The sequence below is a fragment of the Intestinimonas timonensis genome (genome assembly GCF_900626145.1).
GTDB lineage: Bacteria > Bacillota > Clostridia > Oscillospirales > Oscillospiraceae > Intestinimonas > Intestinimonas aquisgranensis.
The window spans coordinates 1,299,963-1,315,262 of the sequence record NZ_LR130817.1 but is presented as its reverse complement, the minus strand read 5'-3'; the positions used below and the strand labels follow the sequence as shown (position 1 = coordinate 1,315,262).

Annotated in this window: 15 protein-coding genes and 2 pseudogenes; 12 read left to right on the top strand and 5 right to left on the bottom strand. The window is 58.6% G+C overall.

The annotated features are described in order from the left end of the window. Nucleotides 1–448 precede the first annotated feature (448 nt). The 4 genes and pseudogenes from E0E29_RS13250 to E0E29_RS19125 form a co-directional block, all read right to left on the bottom strand. Nucleotides 449–1,768, bottom strand: coding sequence for an ATP-binding protein (locus E0E29_RS13250; protein ID WP_130850243.1), 1,320 nt, complete (start codon nucleotides 1,766–1,768; stop codon nucleotides 449–451). A gap of 152 nt (nucleotides 1,769–1,920) precedes the next feature. Then, on the bottom strand, nucleotides 1,921–2,073 hold the full coding sequence (locus E0E29_RS18270; RefSeq protein WP_165449904.1) for a hypothetical protein: 153 nt from the start codon (nucleotides 2,071–2,073) through the stop codon (nucleotides 1,921–1,923). 8 nt (nucleotides 2,074–2,081) lie between these two features. Continuing rightward, nucleotides 2,082–2,441, bottom strand: a pseudogene (locus tag E0E29_RS13245) (TraM recognition domain-containing protein); the annotation flags it as partial. Next, nucleotides 2,423–2,686: pseudogene (locus tag E0E29_RS19125) on the bottom strand (HNH endonuclease); the annotation flags it as partial. The pseudogenes E0E29_RS13245 and E0E29_RS19125, both read right to left, overlap by 19 nt. Between E0E29_RS19125 and E0E29_RS18790 the strand changes: the two are divergent. The 11 genes from E0E29_RS18790 (at nucleotide 2,631) to E0E29_RS13185 (ending at nucleotide 13,140) form a co-directional block, all read left to right on the top strand. After that, complete coding sequence (locus E0E29_RS18790; protein ID WP_242622499.1) at nucleotides 2,631–2,843, top strand: hypothetical protein; 213 nt, start codon at nucleotides 2,631–2,633, stop codon at nucleotides 2,841–2,843. The pseudogene E0E29_RS19125 and the gene E0E29_RS18790 overlap by 56 nt on opposite strands. Before the next feature lie 385 nt (nucleotides 2,844–3,228). Next, on the top strand, nucleotides 3,229–3,999 hold the full coding sequence (locus E0E29_RS13230) for a nucleoside phosphorylase (RefSeq protein WP_130850242.1): 771 nt from the start codon (nucleotides 3,229–3,231) through the stop codon (nucleotides 3,997–3,999). A gap of 11 nt (nucleotides 4,000–4,010) precedes the next feature. Then, nucleotides 4,011–4,784 carry a nucleoside phosphorylase gene (locus E0E29_RS13225; RefSeq protein WP_130850241.1) on the top strand — a complete coding sequence of 258 codons (774 nt, stop codon included), beginning with the start codon at nucleotides 4,011–4,013 and terminating at the stop codon, nucleotides 4,782–4,784. After that, nucleotides 4,781–5,551 carry a GntR family transcriptional regulator gene (locus tag E0E29_RS13220; RefSeq protein WP_165449903.1) on the top strand — a complete coding sequence of 257 codons (771 nt, stop codon included), beginning with the start codon at nucleotides 4,781–4,783 and terminating at the stop codon, nucleotides 5,549–5,551. Before E0E29_RS13225 ends, E0E29_RS13220 begins: the two co-directional genes overlap by 4 nt. Before the next feature lie 93 nt (nucleotides 5,552–5,644). After that, nucleotides 5,645–6,772: a BMP family lipoprotein gene (locus tag E0E29_RS13215; protein WP_130850239.1), complete on the top strand. Its 1,128-nt coding sequence runs from the start codon at nucleotides 5,645–5,647 to the stop codon at nucleotides 6,770–6,772. A 96-nt stretch (nucleotides 6,773–6,868) separates the two neighbouring features. Further along, nucleotides 6,869–8,425, top strand: a complete 1,557-nt coding sequence (locus E0E29_RS13210; protein WP_341273111.1) for an ABC transporter ATP-binding protein — start codon at nucleotides 6,869–6,871, stop codon at nucleotides 8,423–8,425. Continuing rightward, nucleotides 8,422–9,510, top strand: coding sequence for an ABC transporter permease (locus tag E0E29_RS13205; protein ID WP_130850237.1), 1,089 nt, complete (start codon nucleotides 8,422–8,424; stop codon nucleotides 9,508–9,510). The genes E0E29_RS13210 and E0E29_RS13205 overlap by 4 nt, the downstream gene beginning before the upstream one ends. 12 nt (nucleotides 9,511–9,522) lie before the next feature. Further along, nucleotides 9,523–10,449 (top strand): ABC transporter permease, encoded by a 927-nt coding sequence (locus E0E29_RS13200; RefSeq protein WP_130850236.1) that lies wholly within the window; start codon nucleotides 9,523–9,525, stop codon nucleotides 10,447–10,449. A 23-nt stretch (nucleotides 10,450–10,472) separates the two neighbouring features. Beyond that, nucleotides 10,473–11,246 (top strand): nucleoside phosphorylase, encoded by a 774-nt coding sequence (locus tag E0E29_RS13195; protein ID WP_130850235.1) that lies wholly within the window; start codon nucleotides 10,473–10,475, stop codon nucleotides 11,244–11,246. Nucleotides 11,247–11,282: 36 nt separating this feature from the next. Further along, the gene (locus tag E0E29_RS13190; protein ID WP_130850234.1) at nucleotides 11,283–12,230 is read left to right on the top strand and encodes a nucleoside hydrolase; all 948 of its coding nucleotides are present in this window, start codon (nucleotides 11,283–11,285) and stop codon (nucleotides 12,228–12,230) included. 22 nt (nucleotides 12,231–12,252) lie between these two features. Next, nucleotides 12,253–13,140, top strand: a complete 888-nt coding sequence (locus E0E29_RS13185) for a ribokinase (protein WP_130850233.1) — start codon at nucleotides 12,253–12,255, stop codon at nucleotides 13,138–13,140. 68 nt (nucleotides 13,141–13,208) lie between these two features. Here E0E29_RS13185 and E0E29_RS13180 read toward each other — a convergent pair whose 3' ends face one another. Then, a complete protein-coding gene (locus E0E29_RS13180) occupies nucleotides 13,209–13,817 on the bottom strand; it encodes a hypothetical protein (protein ID WP_130850232.1) in 609 nt (202 codons plus the stop codon). A gap of 194 nt (nucleotides 13,818–14,011) precedes the next feature. Between E0E29_RS13180 and yfmF the strand changes: the two genes are divergently transcribed. Continuing rightward, a complete protein-coding gene (yfmF, locus tag E0E29_RS13175) occupies nucleotides 14,012–15,298 on the top strand; it encodes an EF-P 5-aminopentanol modification-associated protein YfmF (protein ID WP_130850231.1) in 1,287 nt (428 codons plus the stop codon). The last annotated feature ends 2 nt before the right edge of the window (nucleotides 15,299–15,300 follow it).

Sequence of the window (15,300 nt, the reverse complement as noted above, 5' to 3'; positions counted from 1 at the left end):
CGAGTAACCTTTTTGTTTCATCACCTTTTTGAGAACTTCAATGAAATCAAAAATCCGTTCCGCCGCCGCCTGATTCTGGGGATAGGTGTGCGGCAGGGGCGGGCGCTTCTTCCGCTTCAGATCGTACCAGAGGCACCCGCCGTCCTTTCGGCTGGGGAACATACAGGACGGAACGGAAGTCCGTAAAGTAAAAGGGCACCCCCGGCAGGGATGCCCTTTGGGGTACTCATACAGCCGGGCCGTCAGGCGGGTCACGCCATAGGAACCTCTGGGGATAGACACCGGCACCCCGTTGTGCTTATAACTCGTTGTTACTGTGTTCATCCAATATCCTTTCTCAAACCGGGCGGCCGGTTGTTTGATTTGTTTGATGCCGCAGGGCAGCAAAAAAGGCAGTCCTCAATGGACTGCCTTTCGCATTGGACATATTCAGGTTTGAGCTATCCGCTCACAGTTCTTTCAGCAGGAACGCCATATACAGCGGGAGTGTGAGAAGCTGTTCGGTGCGTCCTACATTGTAGTCCCCCAGCTTGATTGCCTGGCTGACATGGTACTTTTCAGGATGGCGCAGAATCGTTCTGGTGCTTTTCGTATTCCCTGTGGACGCTTTGACCTCCACCAATGTGCATTGTCCTTTATAACGGATCACAAAGTCCACTTCCAAACCGCTGTCTTTGTGGAAATAGTAGAGTTTTCGTCCCATCTTACCGAAAACATCCGCAATCAGATTTTCAAAAATCGCGCCTTTATAGCCGTAAAGATTTCCTTGCAGGATGTCGTACTGTGTGCCATCCTCCAGCATACTGACAAAAAGGCCGCAGTCCCGCATATACACCTTGAATATATCTTCCTCGGCGTTCCCATCCAAGGGCAGTTCCGTAATGCTCAGATTATAGCAGCGGACAATGATACCGGCATCCTCGATCCATTGGAGGCTCCCGGCATATTTTGATGCGGTTGAACCTTTTTTGACAACGGAGTATTGAAATTTCTTGTTTTCTTTACTGAGCTGCTTCGGGATAGACTGAAAACACTCCTTGATTCGTGATTTATCCTTCTTCTCGGCGTACTTCACCATATCGTCCTCATAGGAGCGGACAATATCGCGCTGGATTTGCAGCACCTCACCCATCTGCTTCGTATCTACAAAGGTCTGTACGGCATCCGGCATACCTCCGACAACCACATATTGCAGGAGCAGCTGCTTCATACGGTTGTGCAGGGCCTCCGGGACAGGCGTCTCTTTCTGCAAGCACTTCTTTAACATATCAATTACAGGGTCAGCAATCCCATTGGCCCACAGAAATTCTTCAAAATCCAGAGGGTACATATCAATCACCGTTTCCGATCCGACTGGAACAGATTTCGGTTCTTTTCCATACCCCTTCACACCCAGCAGAGAGCCGGTGCCTATCACATCATAGCGTCCATCAATTCGGAAAAATTTCAGGGCGGTCCGGGCCTCCGGGCACTCCTGAATCTCGTCCAGGATCAAGACTGTACTTCCGCTTTCAAACACCGCCTCGCTGCCCAGCAGGGCGGACAGCATCATCACGATTGTGTCCACTTCCAGAGACCCAGCAAATACAGAGGCATAGTATGGATTTTCAAAAAAATTCAGGTACACAACATTTTTATAGTTTTTCTTTGCAAAGTCAAGGACAGAAAATGTCTTGCCGCACTGCCGGCAGCCCTTGATAATCAATGGCTTGCGATTTTCTGTGTTTTTCCAGTCGATCAGTTTCTGCTCAATTTTCCTTTTCAGCATGACAGTTTCGCCTCCCTTATTCTGTTCTATTCCAGTATATCCGAAAACGGCAACTTTTTCAAGGGAGTTTTGATGTGAACTGCAAACTTTTTCAAGCGACTTTTATCGACGGGTATCAACTTTTTCTGTTTTTCTCTTGTGCCGCACATTGGTTATGGTTCCATGCCCCTGTCCTTGTGCCGCAAATACCATTCCTTTTTGGCGGCCTTGGAAAGATCACCGCCCATAGCCTTCTGGAAATCGTCGTACTCCATACCCATGTTGACGGCGTTCTGTTCCAACGCCATCAGGATTTCACAGATCAACCGCTCTGTATGAGCTTGTCGAGGTCAAAAGCGTTTTTCTGTTTGTCGGCTTCAGCCGTGTATTTATAATTCGGGTGCTTTTTCAGATCATACTTCGGGGAGTAGAACGGGGGCAGGCCCCGAAGCTGTAAAATGCACTTGTCCCCGGGCATGGTAGCCAGCTCGCTGGGTGTCATCAGCTCACGGCCCAGCCGCTGGTTATTTTGACTATAGCTTTCCGACTGCCCACGGGAGCGGCTGTCGGTCTGCATGGAGATGGTGGCTTTCCCCAGCCAGTTTTCCGATATTTCCTTGATGGTGCTGGCCTCACGGCCTCCCAGGAATACCACGCCGTCCATATTTCCGAGAATTGTCTCCGCGTGTTTATCATCGCAAGTTCCCACAGCTGTTTTCCTTTGAGGTTCTTCACTTTATTTACATGGTGTATTTCCAGCGGTACATTGGTTTTTCCGCACAGCTCACACACACGGGCGGACAGCCTATCGTCGAATGACGTTCTGGAACCGACGTGTGCGATTGCAAAGTCTATGATTTTATCTGTCCAGAGGTCTGTATTTTTGCAGTCCATAAACCTTGCGAAGCTGCGGCGCTTTATGCCTGCTTTTGTTTGGTATGTCGATATAGAAAACGGGGATGAATACTGGATCTCCGGGCTCAAAAAAGCGGAAAGCAACCGCCATTGGGCTGGCCGGGGGAAAATCCTGATTGACCGCCGTGCGGTGCCGGAGTATCTGGCTCTGATTGGAGAGCCTAATATGAAACATTCATAGGAAAAGAAACCTGTCTATACAGGACGGGCAGTGTATTCTCGCGATGGCCTGCGTCTGAACAGTGGATCAGCTGGTTTCCATGTAAAAGGGCCAATGGAAATAAAATACTGAAAAAATAATAGAAAAATGTTGAATAGTGGAGCTTTTTGATATTATTTTTAAAGAAAAACAGGTGGGGCCATTTGTGGACGGCGCCGAAAAGCCAAAGGGACGCGTTGTGCAGGTTGTGGAAAGTAGACAAAATAACATGTATATACATGTTCAGTATGGCGCATTGACAATGGAGAAGAGGGAGGATTATACTTAGGTAAAAGTACTGGTATTTGGTAGAAGAAGGTCGGGAACGACAAATACTGCGAAAAAAGAAGAGGAGACAGGAAGCGCGATGGGAAAGCGGATGCTGTACACAGGCGTGGCCCAGGGAGAGATCGGACGCTATGTTTTCATCCCTGGCAGCGTGGAGCGGGCCAGACTTATCTCCGAGTATTTTGATGAGCCCCGGCTCCTCTGTCACAACCGGGAGTATCTTACCTATGTCGGAACGCTGGAGGGAGAGCCGGTAGCCGTGACCTCCACCGGCATTGGAGGGCCGTCCATGGCCATTACGGTGGAGGAGCTTCACGCCTGCGGGGCGGATACCTTCATTCGAGTGGGGTCCTGTGCCTCGGCCTCACCCAAATCCAAGATCGGCGATGTCATCATTCCCAGCGGAGCCGCCCGGATGGAGGGCATGGGAGAACATTTCATGCCCATCGAGTTCCCGGCCGTGCCCGATTACGGGATCTTCCGGCACCTGGAGCGGGCAGCCAAAGAGAGCGGCTACCCCTACAACACCGGTGTCACCATCACCAAGGATTCCTTCTATACCGAGTCCTCCCCGGAGACCAAGCCGGTGTGTGAGGAGCTTCTCTATAAGTGGAAGGCTTATGAGAAGGCGGGTGCCACCAACACCAGTATGGAGTGTGCGCCGCTCTTCCTCATGGGGGAGGCTCTTGGGCTGCGGACAGCCTCCATTATGATCTGTGCCACCAATTACAACGCCTATTCCAACGACAGTAAGGACTATCCCAGGGACTGGGAGCGCCGGGCCATCGAGGTAGCGGTGAGCGGACTGCGGTCCATCATCCGTGACGATCTGGCCAGGGCGGAGCGGTAAGGAGGGACGACATGGCGAAACGAATGATGCATGTGAGTCTCTGCCCCGGAGAGGTGGGCGGCTATGTGCTCATGCCGGGCAGTCCCGAGCGGGCGGTTCGGCTGTCCGCCTATCTGGAAAACGCGCAGCAGATGGCCTATTTCCGGGAATATCAGACCTTCACCGGCCTCCTGGAGGGGGAGCGGGTATCCATTACTTCCACCGGCATGGGTGGGCCCTCTATGGCCATTGCTGTGGAGGAGCTTCACGAGTGCGGCGCCCACACGATGATCCGGGTGGGCACCTGCCAGTCCACTTCGCCCAAGGTCCACAAGGGGGACCTGGTGCTCCCCAATGGTGCGGTGCGGATGGAGGGAGTGGCCAACCACTATGCCCCTCTGGAATATCCCGCTGTACCGGATATGGACGTGCTTGCCGCTCTGGAAGCAGCTGTCAGGGCCAGAGGACAGCGTTATCACGTTGGAGTAAACGTCACGAAGGCCTGTTTTTCCACCCAGTTTGCTGCTGCCGGACGGCCCATGGGCTATGAGCTGACCAAGCGCTGGGAGGCTTACGAGGCCGGCGGTGCGCTGAGCGCAGATATGGGATGTGCTCCGCTGTTTGTGGCGGCCAGCTCCATGGGCGTCCGGGCGGGAGCGATGATGGCCGTGACCTGCGAGCGGGGCGCCTACTCCGACGACTGGGCTGACTGGCCGGAGGAATGCGAAGCCCTGGTATGCGAGATGGCCGTGGAGGGCCTGCGGGAGCTGATCCGGCAGGACCGGGCGGCGCGGGGAGAGCAGTGAAAGGGCGTGCAGGGGTGCTTCCCCTGGAACAGATCCCGCAGCTCCCCACCCCTTTGCGCACAGATATTCAGCTCTACGTGCAGGTGTACGATGTACTCTATGCCCTGATTCGCAGCGGTGTCGGAAAGCCGGGAGACCTGATTCCCGGCGAAAATGCTCTGGCCACCCACTTCGGTGTCAGCCGGGGCACCATCCGTCAGGCCGTCCAGTACCTGGAGGAGGACGGACTGCTGATCCGGCACCAGGGGCGCGGCTCGGAGATTGCGGACCGAAGCCGTCAAAATGGCGGATTGCAGAATTACAGTGACATCTGCCGGACGTTCTGCACCATGCCCATCACCGAAACCAAGGTCACCTGGACCATCGGCGGGTCTGGCAGCTGGTTGAGCGAACAGCTGCAGCTCTCCAAAGGTGCTTTGATGGTGAACTACGACATTGTCTATTTCAGCGGAGAGGAATCCATCGCCCTCTCCCAGCGGCTGGTACCGGTCGTCTGGCTGGAGCGGTGTTCGGTAGACCCCGACAGCCGGGAGGAGATGGAGCACTTTGCCGTGGAGCGGGTCCCTCAGATGGTGGTCAAGGCCAGAGCTGAACTGCGGATTCAGACCCAGGCCATTCCGGAGATCACCCGGTCGGGGGAGATCCCTTACTTTTCCGTCAGCGAGATCGCCTATGCCGCTGAGGACCAGGCGGTGGGGCATTTTAAAAACTACCTGCGCAGCGATTGCTACCAGCTCTACCTGGGGCGCAGGGTAGGCCCCAGATAGATATCGTTGAGTCATGTATATGATCCGTCCGACTGAGGGCGGGTGATATAGAATCCGTAAACCCAGACAACAAAAACAACGGAGGAAAAGGAAATGAAAAAACAACTTGCACTTCTCTTAGCACTGGGCATGAGCGTGAGCCTGCTGGCCGGCTGCGGCTCCTCGAAGACCACCGAGAGCACTCAGCCCACCGGCACCGGCAGCGCCGACGCCGCTGGCGACGAGCCCAAGAAGGTCGTCTTCATGGTCAACGGCAGCCTGGGCGACAAGGGCTTCTTCGACTCCTGCCAGGAGGGCATTGAGCGCCTGGGCAGCGAGTACGGCTGCGAGGTAAAGACCATCGAGATGGGCCGTGACGAGACCGCTTACGAGACCTACTTCCGCGACGTGTCCGAGCAGGACTGGGATCTGATCGTGGCTGCCACCTGGTCCGTCCAGGAGGTCTTTGAGGAGGTCGCCGCTGACTATCCCGACAACAACTACCTGTTCCTCGACGGCGAGGTGAGCTCCGACAACATGATCGGCATCACCTTCCCCTCCAATGAGGCCGGCTTCATGGCTGGCTGCCTGGCTGCTCTGAAGCTGAACGCCGGCGACGAGAAGATCGACCCCAACCAGAAGATCGTGGGCTTTGTGGGCTCCATGGATGCCACCAACATCAATGACTTCCTGGTGGGCTACATCGACGGTATCAAGTACATCGACGACTCCATCAAGGTCATCACCTCCTACGTGGGCTCCTTCGAGGACGTGGCTACCTGCCTGGAGATGACCACTCAGCTCTACAACCAGGGTGCTCAGATCGTCTACGCCCCTGCCTCCCAGAGCATCGTGGGCGCTGTGACCGCTTCCAGCGACTGTGACAAGTACATCATCGGCTGCGACACCGACCTGTACAGCGAGATGGTTGAGACCGATCCCAACCTGGTCCGCAACGTGCTCTCCTCCTCTCTGAAGAAGATGGGCGACGCTGTGGTGATCGCCTCCACCAGCCTGTGGGACGGCTCCATGAGCCTGGGCGAGAACTACTCCCTGGGTCTGGCTGAGGGCACCGTGGGTCTGGCTGACAACGACAACTTCCAGACTCTGGTCAGCGAAGAGATCCGCACCCAGCTGGATGAGATTGCCACCAAGGTGGCCAATGGCGAGATCGAGGTCAGCAGCGCCTATACCATGGACACTGCTGCTATCGAGACCATGCGCAACGAGATGAAGCCCTAACAGCATCGTGACCTGCAGCGGCGGCGGGATTCCGCCGCCGCTGCTCCTGTTTTACAGCACCGGAAGTCTGAAAAAGCAATGCAAGGAGGAATGGCTGTGCCTGGGACGGAGATCCTGCGCATGGAACACATCCGCAAGGTGTATTCCAACGGTGTCGTGGCCAACAGCGACATCACGTTCGCAGTCAACCACGGTGAGATCCACGCCCTCTCCGGAGAAAACGGCGCGGGTAAGACCACGCTGATGAAGATGCTGTTCGGCGAGGAGCAGCCCACACGGGGAGATATTTACATCAACGGAGAGAAGACGGTGATCACCTCGCCAACCGCCGCCATCCGAATGGGGATCGGTATGGTGCACCAGCACTTCATGCTGGTCCCGTCTCTGACGGTGATCGAGAACATGATCCTGGGTATGGAGCCCAGGAAGGGACTCATCATCGACCAGAAGCTGGCGGAGCGTCAGGTGGCCGAGATCTCGGAAAAGTACAACCTCATCGTGCCGCCCCACGCCAAGGTCCAGGACCTGACGGTGGGTCAGAAGCAGAAGGTGGAGATCCTCAAGGCGCTGCTCCACGGCGCCAAAATCATGATTCTGGATGAGCCCACCGCCGTGCTGACCCCCCAGGAGACCCGGGAGCTCTTCCACGAGCTGAAGATCCTTCGGGACAGCGGCTATACCATTATCTTCATCTCCCACAAGCTCAACGAGGTGCGGGAGCTGTGTGACCGCATCACCATCATCCGCCGGGGCCAGACCATGGGTGTCTACGACGTGAAAGACGTGGATGAGGAGGAGATCTCCCATCTGATGGTGGGCCGTGACGTGGCACTCCGACTGGAGAAAAAGCCCGCCCAGCAGGGTGAGACCGCCATCGAGGTGGAGGGCCTCACGGTGCGCAATGTGATCGGCCAGAAGAAGCTGGATGGCATCTCCTTCCGGGCCAAGCGGGGCGAGGTTTTCGGTGTGGCCGGTGTGGAGGGCAATGGCCAGACCGAACTGGTGGAGGCCCTCAGCCGCAACATGGACTTCCATGGCGGCAGCATCCGCATCCTGGGCAAGGACATCAGCGGCATGAGCATCCGCCAGCTCCGGGCCCAGAAGGTGAGCCATATTCCGGAGGACCGTATGACCACCGGCATTGCCGGAGCCCTCTCCATCACCGAAAATGCCATGGCGGATAAGTCCTACGATCCGGAGTTCTGCGGCAAGGGAACCCTGCTGCGGAAGAAGAACATCAAGGCGTACGGCCAGAAGATGGTGGAGCGCTATCACATCTTCTGTAAGGACCCGGATGTGGCGATCTCCAGCCTGTCCGGCGGCAACATCCAGAAGGTGGTGCTGGCCCGGGAGCTCTCCAGCGATCCCGAGGTCATCATTGCCGATCAGCCCACCCGAGGGGTGGACGTGGGCGCCACGGAGTTTATCCGGAAGGAGCTGCTGCAGCTCCGGGACGAGGGGAAATGCGTATTCCTGGTGTCCTCCGACCTGAATGAGCTGCTCGGGCTGGCCGACCGGCTCATCGTGCTGTGCGGCGGCAAGATCACGGCCTACTTCCCGGATACCACCGCCATCACGGAGGATGACGTGGGCCAGTACATGCTGGGCCTGGACCGGCAGAGTGAGCAGGAGACCGCGGAGGTGACAAAATGACACTGAAAAAAGCCAACCTCCTGGTGGACAGCGTCAAGATGCTGCTGGTGATCGTGGTGGCACTGGTGCTGGTGACGGGGATCGTCTTTGCCGTCAGTTCGGAACCGTCCAACGCCCTCTATAACTTCTTCGTGGGACCATTCCTCTCCCTGCGGCGGGTGGGCAATATCATTGAGGGAGCCTGTCCCCTGATCTTTACGGCGCTGGCCGTTATGATCATCTTCCGGGCCGGTCAGTTTTCCATGATCTCTGAGGGTTCCTTCTTTATGGGCGCTGCCATCGCTATGGCGGTCTCCATCGCCGTGCCCATGCCCACTGGGGTCCACACCCTGGTTTGTATCCTCTGTGCCGCCGCCAGCGGCGCCCTGGTGGCCTCCGTTCCCGCTTTCCTGAAGAAACTGTGGAGTGTCAGCGAAGTGGTGACCTCCATCATGCTCAACTATGTGGTCCAATACTTTGCCATCTATCTGGTGACTTACCACTTCCGTGAGATGCAGTCCTCCTCTCTGGCCTCTCTGAAGCTGGCCGAGACCAGCCTGCTGCCCGGCATTCTGCCCGGCACCAACGTGCATCTGGGCGTGGTGATCGCCGTCGTCATGTGCGTGTTCTGCTGGTTCCTGATTTACCGGTCCCGGTTTGGCTATCAGCTGCGCATCACTGGATGCAACCCCTCCTTCGCCCACTATGTGGGCCTGAAGGAGACCGGTGTTATGGTGGGCGCCCAGGTGATCGCCGGTGCCATCGCCGGTATGGGCGGCAGCATTGAGCTGCTGGGTATGTATACCCGCTTCAAGTGGACCGAGACTCCCGGCTATGGCTGGACCGGCATCGTGGTGGCCCTGCTGGCCAAGGACAACCCACTGCTGGTGCCTTTGGCCGCTGCCTTCATCGCCTATATCAACACTGGAGCCAACATCATGGCCATGAACAGCGATGTGAGCAGCGAGATGGCTCAGATCATCCAGGGTGTCATCATGCTCCTCATCGCCGCCGGTGCCCTGCTGCAGCGCTGGCGTCAGAAGCTCATCGACAAGGCTGCCGAGCAGGAGCAGGCCGCTGCTGCCGCTGAGCAGGTCAAGGCGTAAGGGGGTGCTGGTATGTCTATCATTTTACAAAACATTTTCAGCACGGAATTTGTCTACATGTGGATCCGTGTGGTGACCCCCATTCTGCTGCCCGCCCTGGGTGGCGCCATCTGCAATCGGGCCGGCGTGGTCAATCTGGGCCTGGAGGGCATTATGCTCCTCTCCGCCCTGGCCGGCGTGCTGGGAAGCGCTTTTGGCGGAAATCTGCTGGCCGGACTGGCGGCCGGACTGGGCACAGCTCTGGTAGTAAGCCTGGTCTTTGCCTACTTCCACCTGAACCTGAAGGCCAATGCCACCATCTGCGGTACCGCCATCAACACCTTTGCCTCCGGCTTTACGGTGCTGCTCCTCTTCACCATCACCGGTGAGAAGGGTACCAGCGCCTCCCTGAAGAGCTTTTCCTTTCCTACCGTCAACATCCCTCTGATCGAGGATATCCCTGTCATCGGCAAGATCCTCTCCGGGCATAACCTCATGACCTATGTGGCCCTGCTGGCTGTTTTGGTGGTTTGGTTCCTGCTCTACAAAATGCCGCTTGGCCTGCGGATTCGTTCTGTGGGTGTGAACCCCGACGCCGCCTCCTCCGTGGGCGTCAACGTCCGCCGCACCCGCTATATTGCCATCCTCCTCTGCGGTGCCCTTACTGGCCTGGGCGGCATGTATATGTCCATGGGCTACCTGGGTATGTTCACCCAGGAGATGGTGGCCGGCCGTGGATTCATCGCCCTGGCCGCCGCCGCTATGGGACAGTCCACCCCCATCGGTGTGTTCCTGTCCTCCATGCTGTTTGCCTTCTTTGACGGCATGTCCAACACCCTTCAGCTGCTGGCGCTGCCCTCCCAGTTTATTGACATGCTGCCCTATCTGGCCACCATCGGCGGCCTCACCGCTTACTCCATCCAGCGTGCCAGAAAGGCCAAGCGGCGTCTGGCAGTATAACATCAGGAAATGAGGAAAAAGACATGGATATGCTCAACAAGGACGAGATGACCCTGGGCAAACGTCAGTACCACATCCACCTCCAGCCCGGCGATATCGGAGAGTATGTACTCCTGCCCGGTGACCCCGCCCGCAGTGACCGGGTGGCGGCCTATCTGGATGACGTCTATCTGGCGGGCAACAACCGGGAGCACCGCACCTTCACCGGCTACTATAAGGGCGTGAAGGTCTCCGTGACCTCAACCGGTATGGGCTGCCCCTCCACCGCCATCGCCGCCGAGGAGCTCATCAACATCGGCGCCAAGTATCTGGTGCGCATCGGCAGCACCGCCGCCCTCCAGCCCGAGCTGAAGATCGGCGATCTGGTGATCTCCACCGGATCCATGAAGAACGAGGGCACCTCCCGATTCTATGTACCCGACTGCTTCCCGGCAGTGCCCGACTTCGACTTCACCAGGGTTCTCATCGACACCGCCCGGGAGATGCAGCCCAGCCTGGGCTGCGGCGTCTACTACGGCATCAATGCCAGCGACGACGCCTTCTACGGCGAGACGCCGGAGTGGATCCAGAAGCTCCACGACCTGGGCTGCCTGAACGTGGAGATGGAGAGTTCCGCGCTCTACACTGTCTGCCACCGCAGAGGGGTGAAGGGTGCCATGATCTCGGCGGTGTCCGGCAACCTGGTTCGCTCCGATGTGATCTACGAGAAGGAAAACACCGGTCTGGCTCAGGGCTGGGAGGACGAGATCAAGGTGGTCCTGGAGGCCATCTACCGGATCGACCAGAGCCGGCATTGAGCTGTTTCCAGCAGAAAACAAGGAGTGTTTTGAAGCATGAAGTATATTTTGATCGACGCCGACACCGGGATCGATGACTCCATTGCCATCCTGTTTGCCCTCAAGCGGAAGGATGTGCGTGTGGTGGGCATCACCACCGGCTTCGGCAACACCAACGCCCGGCAGGCGGCCGACAACAGCCTGCGGCTCATCCAGCTCTCCGGTGTGGACTATGAGGTCCCTGTGGCGGTAGGCGCTACCGGTCCGCTGGTGGGGGAGTGGGAGGGCCCTGTCCCTCACATCCACGGCCACAACGGCATCGGCGATGCCCAGATCCCTGCCTCGTCTCAGCAGCCTCTGGAGGAGGCGGCCTGTGACTTCATCATCCGTATGGCGAAGGAGTACGAGGGAAAGCTGACCCTGGTGACCCTGGGCCGGATGACCAATCTGGCTCTGGCCCTCCAGAAGGAGCCGGAGCTGCCCCGGCTGGTGAAAAACGTGGTCTTTATGGGCGGCACCTACCACGCTCCCGGCAACGTGACACCGGTGGCGGAGGCCAACATTGCCGGCGACCCGGAGGCCGCCGACCAGGTGCTCCAGGCCGGCTTCGATATCACCATGGTAGGCCTGGACGTGACCCAGAAGGTCCGCCTGACTGCGGAGCACATCGAGAAGCTGGATAAATACGCCGCGCCGGAGAACCGTCCCATCGTGGACTACCTCAAGCAGGCCATGCCGCTCTACTTCCGGTTTAACCGCCAGCAGAACAACTGTCTGGACCACTGCCCGGTTCACGACCCCATGGCCATGCTGACTGTTGTAGATTCCGCCCTGGTCACCACGCGCCGGATGCCTGCCCGTGTGGAATGTGGCGGAAATTTCTGCCGCGGCATGGTGGTCACCGACCTGCGGGAGCACCCCATGGATGCCCAGTATCTGAACATCTGTGTGGATGTGGACGGTCGGAAGGCCGTGGAAGAACTGCTCACCACCTTCATGGATTAAAGGCGGAAAGGAGAGGTCAGAGATGCGCGTACTGAACTTCGGCTCGCTGAACATCGACTACGTCTACCAGGTAGACCACTTCGTCCAGCCCGGGGAGACCATGAGTTCTCTGTCCCTTCAGGTCAACTGCGGCGGAAAGGGCCTGAATCAATCGGTGGCCCTTGCCCGGGCCGGAGTGGAAGTCTGGCACGCCGGCTGCATCGGCCTTGAGGGGGAATTTCTGCGGGATAAGCTCATCTCCGCCGGAGTGAACACGACGTTTGTCCGTCAGGTGGAGGGGAGCACCGGCCACGCCATCATCCAGGTGGACCGGTCGGGTCAGAACAGCATCCTCCTCTACGACGGAGCTAACAGCCTCATCACCGAGCCCTTTGTGGACGAAGTGTTGGAGCACTTTGGCCCCGGAGACGTGGTGCTGCTCCAGAATGAGACCAGCTGTGTGGGTTACATCATGGACCGTGCGGCGGAGCGGGGCATGCGCATTGCACTCAACGCCGCTCCGGCCAATGAGAAGCTGAACGGTCTTCCTCTGGAGAAGCTCAGCTGGCTGCTGGTCAACGAGGTGGAGGGCGCCTTCCTGGCCGGGACCGAGGACCCGGAGGAGATCGCCCGGGTGCTGACCGCCCGCTATCCCCAGACCATGCTGGTCCTGACCCTGGGGACACAGGGCTCTCTGGCGGCCATGGGGGAGATGCGGGTCCGGATGCCGGCCCGGACGGTAAAAGCGGTGGACACCACCGCCGCGGGAGACACCTTCACCGGCTACTTCCTCCGGGGCGTTCTGGACGAACGGAGCTTGGAGGAGTCCCTGGGCCTGGCAGCTGCCGCCAGCGCGCTGGCCGTGACCAGGGAGGGCGCCGCAGACGCTGTGCCCGCCTACGACGAGGCCGAGGCCTTTTACCGCTCCTGAGTGTGGGCCAATCATCACAACCAAAACGCGGCGCGTCCGGGGTGTTCCCCAGGCGCGCCGCGTTCTTTTCAAGCGGAAGTTCGATTGTTGTCATGGGTGGGAAAGCCGATGAGAAAACCCACGCAGCCTGAGACAAAGTCACGGAACTGGACCACCGTGGCACTGACAGAGTCGGAGGCCAGAAGCTGACTGCCCGAAGCCCCCATGTTCCGGAGAATCAGCAGGACCAGCAGACAGAAAAGGCCGATGACTGTGGCTGTGGCCACCTGGAGACAGTTGGTATCCGGGAGCCAGGCCGGAAGAGAAGGGGAGGGGATGGATTGGGTACCGCCGCTTTCCAGAGCGGTATCCTCAGATGTAAAGCCGATCTGGCTCTTGGGAGTGCTGACCTCAGTCCCCGCCTGGGCAGCAGTTGTCAGCGCAGCCGGAGCCGATACCATCTCTGTCTGGACGGAGGAGCGATTGACAAAGTTGGCACTGAGGAAATAGCCGAAAATGGCGGCGGAAGAGGTACGTATGATGACGTCGATGTCGCCGACCGCCGGATCGGCTTCAGAGGGAAAGAAAATACTGTAAGCGGACTGGAGAAGCAGAAGCACCATGAACAGCAGCAGACTCTTGTCCACAGGATGGATCCTGGCCAGTCCGGCCCGCAGCGCGGCAAAACAGGAGCGCATGGATATTGGGATCACTTCCTTACAAACCCATTCTATGCCGGAAAAGGAAGCTGTGCGACGGGCTTCCAAAGGGATTCAGCAAAGGACGGAAGGGACGAGCGGGGAGATTTTTGTTTTAAGGGTGTCAAAGCGGGAAAAATATAGTATAATGAGACCTGCGTGAAGAAACCCTACCAAGGAAAGGAAGGTCAGATATGACCCAAGTGACCCACAGGGAATTGCTGCCCGGCGTCCGTTTGACGGCGGTGCAGACCAATAAATTCAAGAGCAATCTGCTCTCCGTTACCCTCATGGCGCCGTTGGATGCCAAGACCGCGTCGGCCAACGCCCTCCTGCCCTATGTTCTCCGCCGGGGCACACGGGAGCATCCCGACATGGAGTCCCTCTCCGCCGCCCTGGATGAGCTCTACGGCGGTTCCATTGAGCCTGCCGTCCGTAAGAAGGGAGAGGCCCAGGGCATCGGCTTCGTGGGCAGCTTCCTGGACGACGCCTACGCTCTGGACGATGCCCACATCCTGGAGCAGGCCGCCAGCCTGATGGGGGAGGTGCTGCTGCGCCCCGCCACCGAGAACGGCGGTTTTAAAAAGGAGTATGTGGAGGGGGAGCGGAGCAACCTGGTGGACCGCATCCAGGCCCAGGTAAACGAGAAGCGCTCCTACTCCCTCCTGCGCCTCACCCAGGAGATGTGCGCCGGGGAGCCCTACGGTGTGGACCGGCTGGGCGATGAGAAGAGTGCTGCCGCCATCACGGCAGAGGGACTGTGGGAGCGCTACCAGGCCCTCCTGGCCCACGCCCCGGTGGAGCTCTACTACTGCGGCAGCGCCGACGCCGACCGGGTGGCCGCCGCCCTCACCGCCGCCCTGGACGGCCTGCCCCGGGCGGGGGAGCTGGAGGAGCCCGACCACAGTGTTCAGGATAACGCCACCCAGGACCAGCCCCGGCTGGTCACCGAGTCTCTGGATGTGACCCAGGGCAAGCTGGCGCTGGGCTTCCGCACGGGCGGCGCCTGCGTGTGGGAGGAGGACTACCCGGCTCTGCTGGTGTTCAACGCCCTCTACGGCGGCACTCCCACCTCCAAGCTCTTCCTCAACGTCCGGGAGAAGCTCTCCCTGTGCTACTTTGCCAGCTCCATGCTGGAAAAGTTCAAGGGGGTCATGGTGGTCTCCTCGGGCATCGAGTTTGGAAACTATGAGAAGGCCAAGGCCGAGATCCTGGCCCAGCTGGACAACTGCCGCACCGGAGCCTTTGAGGACTGGGAGCTGGAAGGTGCCCGGCGGGCCGTGGTCAGCGCTCTGCGTGCCACTATGGACGCCCAGGGCCGGCTGGAGGATTATTGGATGGGCCAGGCGGTGGCCGGCCTGGAGGAGTCTCCCCAGGACCTGGTGGACCGGGTGGAGGCTGTCACCCGGGAGCAGGTGGTGGCGGTGGCCAAGAAAATGGAACTGGACACCATCTATTTCCTCAAGGGCAAGGAGGACTGATA

Excerpts from the sequence above, each read along its gene's own strand:
- E0E29_RS13250 (WP_130850243.1), bottom strand. The coding sequence starts at position 1,768 with ATGCTGAAAAGGAAAATTGAGCAGAAACTGATCGACTGGAAAAACACA.
- E0E29_RS13230 (WP_130850242.1), top strand. The coding sequence starts at position 3,229 with ATGGGAAAGCGGATGCTGTACACAGGCGTGGCCCAGGGAGAGATCGGA.
- E0E29_RS13225 (WP_130850241.1), top strand. The coding sequence starts at position 4,011 with ATGGCGAAACGAATGATGCATGTGAGTCTCTGCCCCGGAGAGGTGGGC.
- E0E29_RS13215 (WP_130850239.1), top strand. The coding sequence starts at position 5,645 with ATGAAAAAACAACTTGCACTTCTCTTAGCACTGGGCATGAGCGTGAGC.
- E0E29_RS13205 (WP_130850237.1), top strand. The coding sequence starts at position 8,422 with ATGACACTGAAAAAAGCCAACCTCCTGGTGGACAGCGTCAAGATGCTG.
- E0E29_RS13200 (WP_130850236.1), top strand. The coding sequence starts at position 9,523 with ATGTCTATCATTTTACAAAACATTTTCAGCACGGAATTTGTCTACATG.
- E0E29_RS13195 (WP_130850235.1), top strand. The coding sequence starts at position 10,473 with ATGGATATGCTCAACAAGGACGAGATGACCCTGGGCAAACGTCAGTAC.
- E0E29_RS13190 (WP_130850234.1), top strand. The coding sequence starts at position 11,283 with ATGAAGTATATTTTGATCGACGCCGACACCGGGATCGATGACTCCATT.
- E0E29_RS13185 (WP_130850233.1), top strand. The coding sequence starts at position 12,253 with ATGCGCGTACTGAACTTCGGCTCGCTGAACATCGACTACGTCTACCAG.
- E0E29_RS13180 (WP_130850232.1), bottom strand. The coding sequence starts at position 13,817 with ATGCGCTCCTGTTTTGCCGCGCTGCGGGCCGGACTGGCCAGGATCCAT.
- yfmF (WP_130850231.1), top strand. The coding sequence starts at position 14,012 with ATGACCCAAGTGACCCACAGGGAATTGCTGCCCGGCGTCCGTTTGACG.